Below are 13,868 nucleotides of genomic sequence, written 5' to 3' on the forward strand. Positions count from 1 at the left end.
GGACTTTAACACAAAAATCTTTAGCTTCATGAAAAAGACATTTATCGGTGTGGTTATCTGCACTTTTCTAATTTCCATATCTGTTTATGCGATTACAAGTTCAATACAGGCTCAGGAAACGTATGAAACACAAATAATTTCCGGAGAGGAAATAGGTCATAAAAATGTGGCTGCAAAAATCAGGGAAGAAGTTAATCTGAATAAAAGCCAGGGTTTCAGATTGGTGAATGTATCAATAACAACCGTGCCATTTGGTACAAATGATTATCGGGTTGCGTATGTCGCGACGTTTGAGAGAAAAAATTAATAAATTTTGTAATTAATGGAAGAAGCGACAGCGTCATTCATACTTTGCAAAAACTGCGAATATTAAGTCAGGGTGAGTGGCCAGAGAGCCGTAACGGACGGTCCTCTGGCTACTTTACTTTAAAAGTTCCCTACTTCCAGTTCTTCCTCAAAAACCGCAGCCAGTTTCCGTGCATTACGTTTTCGATGTCGGTGGGAGAGTATCCTCTTTGTTCCAGAATGGTTGTGACCTTTTGCAGGTCTGCGATGGTGTCCAAGTCGTGGGGGCTTTGTTCCAATCCGAAAGCCCCATCCAGATCGGAGCCGATACCAACATGGTTGGCATTGCCGGCAAGCTGACAAATATGATCCAGATGGTCGACCATCACGGCCAGGTCGCAATGCATACCCAATGGCGTTGACTGTCCGCGAACCCAGTTTGGTACCATCATCCAGGCATCCAGTGCGCCACCGATCACTGCACCGCGGCTAATCAATTCTTTAATCTGCTCGTCGCTGAATTGCCGGTTGTGGTTAACCAGACTTCGGCAAAGGTTATGGCTTGCCCAGACAGGTCCGTTAAAGTGATCCATAGCCTCCCAAAAACTATCATCGCAAAGATGGGTTGCATCCAGGATGATATTCAGCCGCTCCATTTCTTTAAGCAAATCCTGACCCGGTTTGCCCATAAAACCGGTAGCATCCGTGCCTTGTGCATAACGCCCGGGACCATAATGTGCAGGTCCAATCGCGCGGAGCCCATAGTTGTAAGCGCGCTCCACATGTCCCAGGGTAACAAGCGAATCCGCTCCTTCCAGACTCAGGATATAACCAATCGGTTTGCTGTCATTTGGCGTGCCGTCGTTCCAAAGTGTCAGGTGTTGTTCAAGTGTTTCGAGGTTATGGATTTGAACCATTTCCCCGCACTCTTCCATGCTTTGATACCAGGCCAGCTGCGCCTGCGTCATTGCCCAGGCTTGCTGTGGTGAATACCAGCCGGGAATCGGGCTTCCGGGTTTTACGAACCGGGCAATCTGGGTTGCAACAACCAATCCTATATTTCCCGTCCGTAATGCCGGAAAGGTGACAGTACCTTTTGCCCGGTCGGGCTTATCGGTCATTCCTGCTTCCCGGGCCCGCACTTCCGTTACCGGCAACCGCAAATCGCGGTTCCATTCCACGGCATTCATGCTCAGGTCGAGATGGGCATCGAATATAAACATACGTTTTCTAATTAATCATGTAATTCAAACAGCGCCTCAACCTCTACCGGAATGTTGTCGGGCAATGATCCCATACCCACCGCGCTTCTTACGCCAATTCCGTTTTCAGTACCCCAGACCTGCGCAAAAAGTTCGCTGCAGCCGTTGATCACATAGGGGTGGCGCTCGAAATCTGAGGTGCAGTTTACCATACCCAATATTTTAACAACCCGTTTAATCTTGTTGAGACTTCCAACATTATCTTTTATCGTCGAAAGCATCGTTAATCCAACCTGACGTGCGGCCAGTTTGCCTTGTTCAATATCAAGTTCACTTCCTATCCGGCCTATAATCAGGCTTTTATCGTCCCGCACAGGGCCATGGCCGGACAAATACAAATATTTTCCGTCAATTAAGCAGGGCTTGTATACACCCAGTGGAGTTGGGGCTGGTGGCAATGATAAATTAAGTGATTCAAATGCTTGTTCGGGGCTGTTGATTGTCGCTTCAATGTTCATAAAATCTGATTTCGTTGTTGTAACTTATTAAATGTTTTTGTTCCAATTTCTACTTAGCTCCGTCCATTTTACTTTGCGTAGCAGCAGGTATATTGAGTTTCCGGAAACGGGCATTTTCTATTTTGAGGACTACGGAATTTGGCCATTGATTATTGGTATAAAACCGCTGACCATTTACCGCGCTCACCACCAGACCTATCGGTGTTGGCGCTGTGTAAATTCCTGCGTCGAGGCCTTCCCGGTATTCAACCAGTTCACTTTTGTAACCAGGGATGGTCACTTTTGTTTGCGGAGTTCCTTCAATATGTGTCAACACAAAGTTCTTGCGTGAACCATATTTCCAGTCGTCGGCGTCGCTGCGTTGAACGATCGCATAAATGTATTTTTCGTCGTTCGACTGGGTATACCAGATATTTCCTTCTCTTACAACCGGCAAGGGTTTCACCTTATGAATGGCTTCACCATTGGCAAAATTCCAGAGCGCTACCTCCTGCAAAAGGGCTTCCTGTTCTATCTGAATCTCGCCGTCCTGTTTAGGTCCAATATTCAAAAGAAAATTTCCTCCTTTCGCTCTGATTTCAGTAAGCATGTTAATGATCTCTGTACCAGTTTTGTGCGGATCGTTGGTAGGCTTATACTGCCAGTCGGTTCCCATCGTATAACAGGCTTCCCAGGGGCGGGGTAGCGGTTCGTCGGGCGTATTTTGCTCCGGGGTATTCATGATATCGCGAGTGATCACCAAATCAGGGTTCAGGCTCCATGCATATTCCCGCAGGCCATCACCAGGACCGTCGATAAACAGAATATCGATTTTTCCATAGTTGGATAGCAATTCTTTTAACTGCTTTTTGTCGTACTCCATCAGCTTCGGATTCTTGGCAGGATAATGTTCCGGTAGCTGCAAACGGCCAATCTGGATTTTGTTTTGATGAAAGAAATAAAAATCTTCCGGAGAAAAATAGATACCTATCGCAATCCCTTCTTTCCTGAAAGCATCCACAACTTCTTTTGTAATGTCTTTTCCATAAGGCGTTTGCATTACATTGAAGGGAGTCGTTTTTGTATTAAACATACAAAACCCTGAATGATGTTTTGCAGTAAATACCACGTATTTCATACCCGCAAGTTTCGCCAGTTTAGCCATTCCCGCAGGATTGAATTTGCTTGGGTTGAAGAAGTCAGGAAGTTCCTTGATGTACTTGTTTACGTATTCATCCGAAGCTCCTGCCAGAGAATGGCTGATCACCGCACCGAGCGTCACATCTACATTCCAATGGATGAACATTCCGAAAGCCAGATCCTGAAACCATTCTATGCGTTCGGGTTTATTATTGACCTGTAACTTTTGCGCGTTTGCAGTAAAATAAACACCCAGTAACAGAATAATTACTTTTTTTAAAAACATGCGGTTACTCAATTATAGTTCGGAGGAGCTGCTGAGTGCAGGATATCCAACTGTTTTGCAATTAATTAGGTTTGCTGATTTTTTACCGATTTATATCAATGCGTTTAATAACAGTATTCCAAGTAGGCCAACCACCGAAATAATCGTTTCCATTAACGACCAGCTGAGAATAGTGTCTTTTATACTTAGGTTAAAGTATTCTTTGAAGAGCCAGAATCCGCCATCATTCAGGTGGGAAAACATCAGACTTCCCGCACCGATCGACAGCACGGCCAGTTCCGGATGTACGCTTTGTGCCAGCAAGGTCGGAGCAAGAATCCCGACCGTCGTAAGTCCTGCAACCGTGGCTGAGCCTACGCATACCCGGATAATCGCTGCCATAAACCAGGCCAGGATCAACGGTGAAAGTGTAGCATATTTAAGTAATTCGGCCAGTGCGTTGTTGATGCCGCTGTCTGTCATAATTTGCTTAAATACGCCTGCTCCGGCAATGATCAGCAATATTCCTGCTACCGCTTTAAAGGCCTCTTCACAGGAGCTGGAAATTTCTCCAACACTTTTACCCCGCCGCACACCTAAAAAGAAACCGGCAAAGAGTACGGAAAGCAACATTCCAAACCAGGGAAGGGCAATTAAGGCGATTATCTCAGACACAAAACCCTGTTGAGGCAGCCCGCTTACCGAGCGAATACCGGAAGTGCTTATGAGTATAACAACCGGAAGGAGGGCTGTAACGATACTGATGCCAATACCAGGTAACTCGTGTTGTGGCCGCGGCTGGAGATTAAACAGGTCCTTCCGGGGTTCTGCTTTCATGTTTCTGAGCGAACGCCCAAAGATGGGACCGGATATAACAATTGCCGGAATAGCCACCAAAATACCATACATCAGCGTCTTGCCCAGATCCGCATGCAGCTGGCTCGCAATAGCTGCGGGAGACGGATGCGGGGGCAAATACCCATGCGCTACCGACAAAGCGGAGAGCATGGGTATGGCTATATAAAGCAATGGCAAACCGGTACTGCTGGCGATCATAAAAATGAGTGGGATTACAATGGTGAAGCCGGCATTATAAAAAAGCGGAATACCAATTATAAAACCCGAAAGCATCATGCCCCATTGGATGCGGGACACTCCGAAAAAGCGTACCAGCTCATCGGTAATCTTCTGAGCGGCTCCGCTGTCGGCAACCAGTTTCCCCAGCATGGCGCCGAAACCAATAATCAGTATCAGATCGCCAAGCGTGGCACCAATTCCTTTTTGAACGGAAATACTTATATCGCTTACCGTCATTCCTGCCACAAGCCCCAGTGTTACTGAAACCAGAATAAAGGAGACAAACGTATCGAGCTTCAGGCCGGCAATTAGGTAGACCAGTAACAAGATCGAAACGACGGTAAAGAGAATCAGCATATTTCAGGACAAAATTGATCGATTGTATTTTCGTATAAGGCTTACAGGTTTATCAAGGTTTGTCCCACCAGATACGGGTTAGCAAATCATCTGTTCCCTGTTGCTGAACCGCCGCATTGTAGGCTTCACGGTTAAGGGTTTGCTCTGAAACGGGGTAGAGGAATCTGCGGAAAATTCTACCACCGGTGGCATTGCCGGGATAAACGTTAGGTACCAATGCGGGGTAACCGGTACGACGATAGTTATTATAAACTTCCTGGGCGTCAGGGAAGATTCCAACCCAGAATTCGTTGTAAATCTGTTCCAATTGCTGCGCCATAGTTCCGGTAGTTTTGAAAGCGTGGGCTGTTACGTAGCTGTCAATACGGGCCTGGCTGATGGTGTTAGTTGTACCACTGATCAAATCCCATTGCTGCATTGCGGCACGAACACCTTTTTCATACAAACTGGCAGCGGTTTCCGTTGTATACCAACCTTTCAGAGCAGCTTCTGCCAACAGGAAGTTTGATTCCGCAGTAGTGAATAATAATAATGGCGCATCAACCTTCAATACTGTGGTTTGCTTAGGCTCGGAATAGGTTACAAAATCAGCAGGTTTGGTCCCGTTAATTGTCGCAGGCATTCCCTTCTGAATCGATTCATCCGAGCTGGCAACACCATTTACATAAACCACCGAAAGCACACTTAAACGGGGGTCATTATTTGCTTTCAAAGAATTAATAAATACATTCTGGTATTTTCCACCCTCTGTATTGTTGACACCATCTGCACGCAGGTAATTATCATTCAAAAGTTGCCAGGCAATCGGGTTTTTATTAATATTCTGACCGCCTGAAAGATAGCTTACCTTTGCGATGTCGGCATAATCGCGGATTACACCACCTGCAATTGCTTTAGTTACCCAGGTCTGTGCGGTAGCTGGTTCAACTTTTGTCAAACGCATCCCCAAACGCAGCATCAGCGAATAGGCCAGTTTTTTCCATTTAACAATATTGCCCTGATAGATCAGATCAGAACTTCCGAACGTTGCTGCATTTGCAGCATCGAGGCTGGTCGCAGATGCTTCCAGTTCTTTCAGCATATCAGCATAAATGGCGCTCTGGGTATCATATTTAGGTTGAAAAGTAGAAAGGTTATAACCTTGTCCGGCTTCAGAGTAGGGGATATCACCATACAAATCAGTCAGACGGCTGAAACAATATACCCGCCAGATCCTGGCAACGGCATAAAGATTAACCTTTGTCGGATCGTCTTTTACTGCTTTAATTACTTCACCTATTTCATTGATCTGATTCGGATAGGCGTTGGTGAAAACACCGCCGGTCGCGTTTACCTGTGAGGCAACGTATTTGGAACCAAAACCTTCCACATCGTTATAGCTAGTCGTGTATTGCATCAGACCAAACAACAATGAACCCTTGTTACCGCTGTAAGCAGCACCATCATAAACCGCTTTGCTAAAAATATACGGTGTATTGGGAACGGTAACCGCATTCGGGTTGGTGTTGAGTTCAACGAAATCCTTATCGCAGGAGCTAAGCAACAAAGTGCTGCAAGCGGCGAGTAATGTATATTTTATGAATGATTTTTTCATTTCTTTCTCGGTGATTAAAATTTCAGATTGAGGTTCAAACCAAACGAACGGGTACGAGGCAAACCAATAGATTCGATTCCTTGCGCAGCGCCACTGGTCAGACCTTGTTCAGGATCGAAGTTGTCTGTTGTTTTGTAGAGAATCAGGAGGTTACGTCCTACCAGGGAGACACTTGCGGACTGAACACCCACTGCTTTCAGGAAACCAGCCGGCAGGCGGTAAGAAAGAACAACCTGACGTAACTTCACAAAACTTGCATCATGTACAAAAAGCTCAGTGTACCGGTTCAGGTTGTTATAGTAAGCGCTGCGCAGGTTAGCAACAGGAACGGTATACTTGTATTCAGCACCAGTGGCAGTCACACCTTCCAGAAGCAACCCATTTTCACGTCCTGGTAATGTTGATTTCATGAGTCCCAGACGGGTAGCATAAACTTCCATTACCGAGAACACATCTCCTCCGAACTTACCGTCCACGAGTACATCCAGTGAGAAGTTTTTGTATTTAAATGTGTTGGTTAAGCCCATTGTGTAAGGATGAACACCATTCCCCAGGTACTGATTGTTATCTGTTTGTACCGGCAGGTTGGAGTTGGTATCATAAATGATCGTTCCCTGGTCATTTCTCTTCATACGGTAACCGTAGATACCACCGAAAGGCATTCCCACCTGGTTGTTGATAAAGGCGTTACCGTTTGCGGAAGTACCAATTGAGAAAGTCGAGATTCCTTCGGCCAGTTTTAATACTTCGCTTTTGTTATAGGCAAAGTTGAATCCCGCATCCCATGAGAAATTCTCGTTTTTAAACGGGGTCACCTCCAATAACAACTCTATTCCCTTATTACTTAGCTCTCCCGAGTTCAGGATGGCATTGGTATAACCCGATGCAAGCGAAATAGGCACGCTTACGATATCATTGGTAGATTTTTTATCATATACAGCTACATCCAGATTTACACGGCCACGGAACAAACGCGCATTTAAACCAAACTCAGTGGTAGTAGAGGTAAATGGCTTAAGTTGTGCATTGGTGATAGAAGCGGAGCTAACATTCTGCAGGGGAACAGAACTTGCGCTTGGCACACTGCTGTATGCCAGGTTAATTGCATAAGGATCAGGGCCGCCGCCACCTACCTGCGCCCATGAAGCGCGTAGTTTCAGCATATCTATTGACTTTGGCATCTGGAAGATATCTGAAAGCATAAGGCTGGTTGCAAAACTCGGGTAGAAAATACTGTTTGCAGTAGGGCTTAAAGTAGAAAACCAGTCCTGACGACCTGTCGCAGTTACAAACCAGATGTTTTTATAATCGAAATCCGCAGAACCAAATACAGAATTGGTCTTAACATTGGTTTCAGTAGGCACAGCCGAGGAAGTTGCCAGATTGGAATAGCTATAGAAATAAGGTATCGTATAACCCTGACCTGTAAAATCAAACTGGTTGTTAGTGAACTGACGTCCGTTGGCACCCACCATTGCTGAAAAACCGACATTCTCACCAAATTTGGTGTTATAGTTAGCCGTGATCATGCTGTTGGTTTCCGACACATCCGACTTAATTCCATCGTACTGTCCCTGAGGAATGTATTGTCCTCCGGTTGGCATAACGCTGGTAAAATTGTAGTTATAAAAGTCGCGGGTCGTTGTGGCTTTCACCGTCAGGTTTTTCAGAATATCGTAGGAAACAGAAGCCTGCCCGATAAAACGGTCTTTGGTATCCACCTGCTTGAATTTATTTACGAAGAAATATCCGTTTGTAACAATCCCGGCGTCATTCCAGAGCATTTCATTTCCATTTGCGTCATGTCCCGGTTCCAGCCAGCGAACATCTACCGTGTTGGCAACTTCATAAGCCATCCAGTTGGGGTTGCCCAGGGCATCACCTGCAACCGGTCTGTTTTTTCCTTTTTCGCGATTATACTGAACTACCGCTTCTGCACGAAGGCGGCTGCTGAGCTTTGCCGAAATGTTTAAACTAGCCGTTTTACGATTATATGTATTGGACGGTAATACGCTTTTAGCATTTAAGTCAGCAAGAGAAAGGCGGTACACCACTGCATCATTTCCGCCGGACAGTGCCACGGAGTGTGTCGATGTCGTTCCGGTCTGATAGAAATTTTTAAGATTGTCTTTCTGAGCCGAATAAGCATGTGTTTTACCATCAGCAGCCATGTAATCGGTTGAACCGTCGATCCGGGAACCGAACGAGCGGCGACCCGTGGCTTGTGCCTGTGCAAGCGTAGTTGGCTTTACACCGCCATCACCTTGTCCGTATTCATATTGGAAGTCCGGAAAAACCGACACATTCTCCATCGTATAGGTACCATTGTACTCAACTCCGATTCCTTTTTGCGCCTTTCCTTTTTTTGTTGTGATAAGAATAACGCCATTGGCACCGCGTGAACCATACAACGCAGCAGCTGCACCGCCTTTTAATACCGTCATTGATTCGATATCGTCCGGGTTGATTGCCGCGATCCCGTCACCACGGTCGGTACCTGCTTTTGTTCCAAGTCCGTTTACCGTAGAAGACCCACCAGGAACACTGTTATCAATCGGCATACCATTGATGACGTACAATGGCTGGCTGTTACCGGTTAAAGAACCATTACCGCGAATCACCACACGGCTGGAACCGCCAGGCCCTGTTGATAACCCGGTGGCGTTTACCCCTGCAATTTTACCTGTAAGGCCGTTCGCTACGTTGTTTTCCCGAGCCTGGGTAAATTGCGATCCGCTTATTTCCGTAACCGCGTAACCCAATGCTCTTTTATCCTTTTTCATGCCAAGAGCAGTAACGACTACTTCGCCAAGCTGCTCCGCATTTTCATTCAGTTTAATCGCAAGTGAAGTTTGGTTTTCTTCCACAAGCATTTCAATTGTCTCAAAACCAACGCTCCTAATCACCAGAGTTACCTGCTTTCCGGTATAGGTGTCTGGCAGTACGAGTTTAAAATTACCATCCACATCGGTAATCACACCGGCACTCGGATTGTCCTTCACCAGCACGGTTGCGCCAATGACAGGTGTTGCATCTTTTGCAGAAACAACACTGCCCGAAATTTCTTTTGCCGTCTGGAAATGCCTGGAAACTTTTACTAACTCCATTGCCTTCCCATTAGCTACAACTCCACCAAAAACGCTGAAAGCCATTATTCCTGCGAATGAAAGGCTTAGTAAGCTTCTGGCGTCTTCTGATTGTCGATTTTTTTTCATAGTTATAGGTGATATTACTAGTTAGGTTTTTTGCAAATTATGCAAATATACTCCTGCGTTAATGAGGCAAACATAAAATATAATTTTAGATTTAACGCAGTTTTTGCAATTTAATTTTTAAAAAGGCCATTATTTTAATTTAAAGATGGTAAAAGGTTGCAATTTTTGCACTTTCGTATGGAAGATGAGTTAAAATCTGCATTTTTTATACCTTTGTTGCCAGCCATCATTTATATGAATCAGAATACCAATGTCTGTTAGCCTTTTAAAAAAAGAACGAAAAGATCTGATCCTGAAAGAGATCAATATCCATACGCGAATTTCGCTGATCGAACTGACCGAGAAACTGAACGTCTCAGAAGATACCGTACGGCGTGACCTGAATGAACTTGCAGAGGAAGGGGATATTATAAAGATTCGCGGTGGCGCCATGTCAAAGGCTTATCATCATAATTCCAGTCTGAAAGAGACCTATGCCCACTCACAAAAAGAGATCATTGGCCGCAAGGCACTGACGCTGTTAAAGAAAGGAATGCTGGTGCTGATCGGAGGAGGGACGACTATCCGTGAACTGGTTAAACTTATTCCGGAAGATTTTTCAGCAACCTTTATGACTGTTAACCCGCTCACAGCCGTGGAGTTACTGGACAAGCCTAATATTGAGATTTTACTGATAGGAGGGCAGGTATCCCGTTATAGCCAGATGATGGTAGGCGGCGAAGTTCATCAGCGTTTGTCGGAGATAAAGGCAGACTTGTGTATCATAGGAACCAACGCGCTGGACACGCAGGGCGGACTGACCGACTCAGACTGGGAGACTGTTCAGGTTAAAAAATCGATGATCAAAGCATCTGCAAAAGTTGCGGTGCTTTCCATTTCTGAGAAATTAAATTCAGTGATGAAAATGAAAGTAGCCGATTTACAGGAAATAGATTATCTCATCACCGAGCTTCCTTCGGACTCCCCGGTTCTTTCTTCTTTCAAGAACGGCCAGTTGGAAATTTTGTGATTTTGGGTTGAGGGGACATTTAGCTGATTAGGTGTAGGATGAAATGTTTAGACTTTCGCCTCATATTATTTTCAAAGATCATATTCACCTATAAAGCTTTTGCTAACTTTTTCAGCATTATAAAAATAAAAGGCCAGTAAAAATTTACAGCCATCCGGGACTTTGTCTTTAACTACCGAACGTTCACTTTTATATTCAAAGCTTGTCCATGTGGATTTTTGGATAATTTTACTCAGTTCATTGTCGACCTTTCCGCCAAATCCGCTTATCAAATCTAGTTTCTTAACCGATAGGTCAGAGGCCAAAGTAATTTCGTAAATTGAATAGCTTTTATTCAGGTTAATACCATCAAACTTTTTTAGTTTATCGGAAAATCCCATTTTATTTCCAATTCGAATTGTGTTTGTGAAATTTATATTTTCTGCTTTTAGAAGTTTTAACATTTCCATTTCCCGTTTTTCAGTTTTCTCACGTCCTATACCTTTTTGATTCAGTATTAAATAACCGGAACAGGATCCAAAGGAAAATTTATTCTTCGCTGTTTTTCTGGCATAAATAATCAACTCCGTATTTTCCGGAATAAAAATACTGCATGAACTTCCTCTCTTTCCATCGCTGCGACCCTGTATGTAAATGGATTGCAGGTTTTCTCCCTTTAACAGATTCCTTATCTTAATATCGGCCTTGTAAATTTCTTCTTCACCTTCATTAGGATAAACCTTTGTTATTTTGGCTACTGCTACGAAATCAGATTGTATATACTTCTCGGCAAATTTGTAATGCATACACATACACGCAAGTGCTTCGTTAGCCACCAACATTAAAATTAAAAGCAGAATTTTTCCTGATTTGTCTATTTTCATTTTTAATATATTTATGTAATCCAGCCAACTCTCCAGAAGTTAAAAATAATGGTATTCTTAATATTGGAATTGTTATTCTGAAATAAATAAACTCCCGTTTTTTGTCTCAGCGCCTTTTTTGATCGCATGTAAATAACCTATTTGGTTTAAAAAGTATTTAGTTTTAAAATCTACCGAACCTTTCTTTGTGATTTAACTTTCTCAGGCCTTTAGAAATAGCCTGAATTACTTCCCGGCGTTTAAAATTATAACCACAATAACTTCCTGTAACTGAGTTCCCCGGTATTGGCTACAACAAACATGGATTTGGCTAAATAAATAAATCCAGCTTAGCTGATATTTGTATTCATAATGAAAACAAGCTCTGGACGACCCGTGGGATCGATAAATTAAATTTAAAACTATGAAAGTATTTGTTACCGGAGCCACAGGTTTTATTGGCTCGGCTGTCGTTGTGGAATTACTCGCGGCAGGTCATCAGGTGTTGGGCCTTACCCGTTCGGAAAATGGGGCGAAAATGCTTCGTTCACTCGGAGCGGAAGTGCATTTTGGGGATTTAAATGATTTAGATAGTATTCGTAAAGGTGCTGCCGTGGCAGACGGTGTTATTCATACGGCCTTTAACCACGACGATTTTACTGTGTTCAAAGAAAGCTGCGAGAACGATCGTCGAATTATTGAAGCCTTGGGAGATGTTTATGCAGATGATCAGCGACCAATTGTTGTAACATCCGCGCTGGGACTGCTTCCTCGCGGCCGCGTTGTTTATGAAAGTGACCACCCCGTACCCGGTCCGAATCCCCGTATTGCATCAGAACAGGCGGCAGATGCAGTTGCCGCAAACGGTGTGCAGATAGCAGTAGTACGCCTTTCTCCTACTGTACATGGCAGGGGCGATCATGGCTTTGTTCCCATGCTGGTCAACATTGCCAGAGAAAAGGGCATCTCCGTTTTCCAGGACGAGCCATTAAATTACTGGCCTGCCGTACACAGATCTGATGCTGCCAAACTTTATCGGCTTGCACTGGAAAAGGCAGCGCCCGGCGGTACACGTTACCATGCCGTAGCTGAGCAGGGTGTTGCTTTCAAAGATATCGCTGCTGCCATTGGGCATTTGTTAAATATTCCTGTGGTGGCAAAAAATAAAGAGGACGCGGCAGCACACTTTGGTTCGTTCGCAAATTTTGCGGCCATGGATGTGCAGGCATCAGGCGATGAAACACAGCGTGCTCTGGGCTGGCAGCCTGGAGGAACAGAGCTTATCAAGGACATCAAAACCTTTTACACAAACAGTTAAGCTCTTTGTTCAACGTATATTTTCAGATCTAATAGCAGATGTTAATGAAAATGCAGCGGTACCCTCTTTGCTGAAATATTACTAAATTGTGCTGATAAAGTTAGTACATATGAATGATAACAGGATTCAAAGGATTAAAACGATCAGCGAGTATCACAGGTCGAGGGGGCTAACTCCGCCTTTACATCCGTTGATCAGCCTTATTGATTATCGTTCAATCAAACATGGTCCTGACACTAGTAAAATCAGCTGGGTTAACGATTTTTATCTGATCGCTTTAAAGAAAAATATCGACGGCAAGTTCAGATACGGTCAGCAGGATTATGATTTTGATGAAGGTACTATGTTTTTTATTGCGCCAGGGCAGGTTTTCAGGATTGAAGTCAGCCGGGATTTGCCTGACAGGTCGGGATGGATGCTGCTGATCCATCCCGACTTCTTTTGGCGTACCGCCTTGGCTAAAAACATAAAAAATTATGAATATTTTGGTTATTCGGCCCATGAAGCATTGTTTCTGTCAGAGCAGGAGGAAACGATCATAACCGGCATTGTTCAAAATATCAGTCGGGAGTATCAAAGCAACATGGATAAGTTTAGTCAGCAGATTATTCTGTCGCAAATTGAAGTATTGCTCAACTACGCCGACCGCTTTTATCATCGCCAGTTCTTAACCCGTCAAATTTCCAATCATCAGGTGCTTGATAGACTGGAAGTGTTGTTGAATGAACACTTTGCAAATAATGCTTCACAAAATGGGCTGCCAACTGTAAATTACCTCGCAGAACAACTCAACCTATCCTCAGATTACCTTAGTTCGCTGCTCAAAGTGACTACCGGCCTCAATACCCAACAGCATATTCATGAAAAGCTGATCGCCAAAGCAAAAGAAAATTTATCGGCAACCGATTTGTCAGTAACGGAGATCGCGTACGCACTCGGCTTTGAACATCCTCAGTCATTCAGCAAACTGTTCAAAAGTAAAACCAGTCAGTCACCTTTGGAATTCAGGGCTTCGTTCAGGTAAGTTGTCCTGTCGGATATTATGAAGTTTTGGGGAACTTCCGGAA

At 44.3% G+C, this 13,868-nt stretch carries 11 protein-coding genes; 4 read left to right on the forward strand and 7 right to left on the reverse strand.

Annotated elements, in window-relative coordinates; translation table 11 throughout:
• Positions 1-28 precede the first annotated feature (28 nt).
• The gene (locus tag E0F88_RS05510; protein WP_131957177.1) at positions 29-307 is read left to right on the forward strand and encodes a hypothetical protein; all 279 of its coding nucleotides are present in this window, start codon (positions 29-31) and stop codon (positions 305-307) included.
• A gap of 130 nt (positions 308-437) precedes the next feature.
• On the opposite strand, the gene E0F88_RS05515 is transcribed toward E0F88_RS05510, so the two are convergent.
• The 6 genes from E0F88_RS05515 to E0F88_RS05540 form a co-directional block, all read right to left on the reverse strand.
• Positions 438-1,508, reverse strand: coding sequence for a dipeptidase (locus tag E0F88_RS05515; protein WP_131957178.1), 1,071 nt, complete (start codon positions 1,506-1,508; stop codon positions 438-440).
• An 11-nt stretch (positions 1,509-1,519) separates the two neighbouring features.
• Entirely contained in the window at positions 1,520-2,005 is a 486-nt protein-coding gene (locus E0F88_RS05520) for a RidA family protein (RefSeq protein ID WP_131957180.1), read from the reverse strand.
• A 49-nt stretch (positions 2,006-2,054) separates the two neighbouring features.
• On the reverse strand, positions 2,055-3,410 hold the full coding sequence (locus E0F88_RS05525) for an alpha-L-fucosidase (protein WP_131957182.1): 1,356 nt from the start codon (positions 3,408-3,410) through the stop codon (positions 2,055-2,057).
• A 90-nt stretch (positions 3,411-3,500) separates the two neighbouring features.
• Positions 3,501-4,823, reverse strand: coding sequence for a gluconate:H+ symporter (locus E0F88_RS05530; RefSeq protein WP_131957184.1), 1,323 nt, complete (start codon positions 4,821-4,823; stop codon positions 3,501-3,503).
• 52 nt (positions 4,824-4,875) lie between these two features.
• Positions 4,876-6,417, reverse strand: coding sequence for a SusD/RagB family nutrient-binding outer membrane lipoprotein (locus E0F88_RS05535; RefSeq protein WP_131957186.1), 1,542 nt, complete (start codon positions 6,415-6,417; stop codon positions 4,876-4,878).
• 14 nt (positions 6,418-6,431) lie between these two features.
• Complete coding sequence (locus E0F88_RS05540; RefSeq protein WP_131957188.1) at positions 6,432-9,632, reverse strand: SusC/RagA family TonB-linked outer membrane protein; 3,201 nt, start codon at positions 9,630-9,632, stop codon at positions 6,432-6,434.
• A 250-nt stretch (positions 9,633-9,882) separates the two neighbouring features.
• Between E0F88_RS05540 and E0F88_RS05545 the strand changes: the two genes are divergently transcribed.
• Entirely contained in the window at positions 9,883-10,641 is a 759-nt protein-coding gene (locus E0F88_RS05545) for a DeoR/GlpR family DNA-binding transcription regulator (protein ID WP_131957190.1), read from the forward strand.
• Between the two features lie 71 nt (positions 10,642-10,712).
• On the opposite strand, the gene E0F88_RS05550 is transcribed toward E0F88_RS05545, so the two are convergent.
• Positions 10,713-11,504, reverse strand: a complete 792-nt coding sequence (locus tag E0F88_RS05550) for a hypothetical protein (protein WP_131957192.1) — start codon at positions 11,502-11,504, stop codon at positions 10,713-10,715.
• A gap of 403 nt (positions 11,505-11,907) precedes the next feature.
• On the opposite strand from E0F88_RS05550, the gene E0F88_RS05555 reads away from it, so the two are divergent.
• Together E0F88_RS05555 and E0F88_RS05560 are read left to right on the forward strand one after the other, a co-directional pair.
• Positions 11,908-12,801, forward strand: coding sequence for an SDR family oxidoreductase (locus E0F88_RS05555; protein ID WP_131957194.1), 894 nt, complete (start codon positions 11,908-11,910; stop codon positions 12,799-12,801).
• Between the two features lie 109 nt (positions 12,802-12,910).
• A complete protein-coding gene (locus E0F88_RS05560; protein WP_131957196.1) occupies positions 12,911-13,825 on the forward strand; it encodes a helix-turn-helix domain-containing protein in 915 nt (304 codons plus the stop codon).
• Positions 13,826-13,868: the final 43 nt, after the last annotated feature.

The sequence above is a fragment of the Dyadobacter psychrotolerans genome (assembly GCF_004349265.1).
Lineage (GTDB): Bacteria > Bacteroidota > Bacteroidia > Cytophagales > Spirosomataceae > Dyadobacter > Dyadobacter psychrotolerans.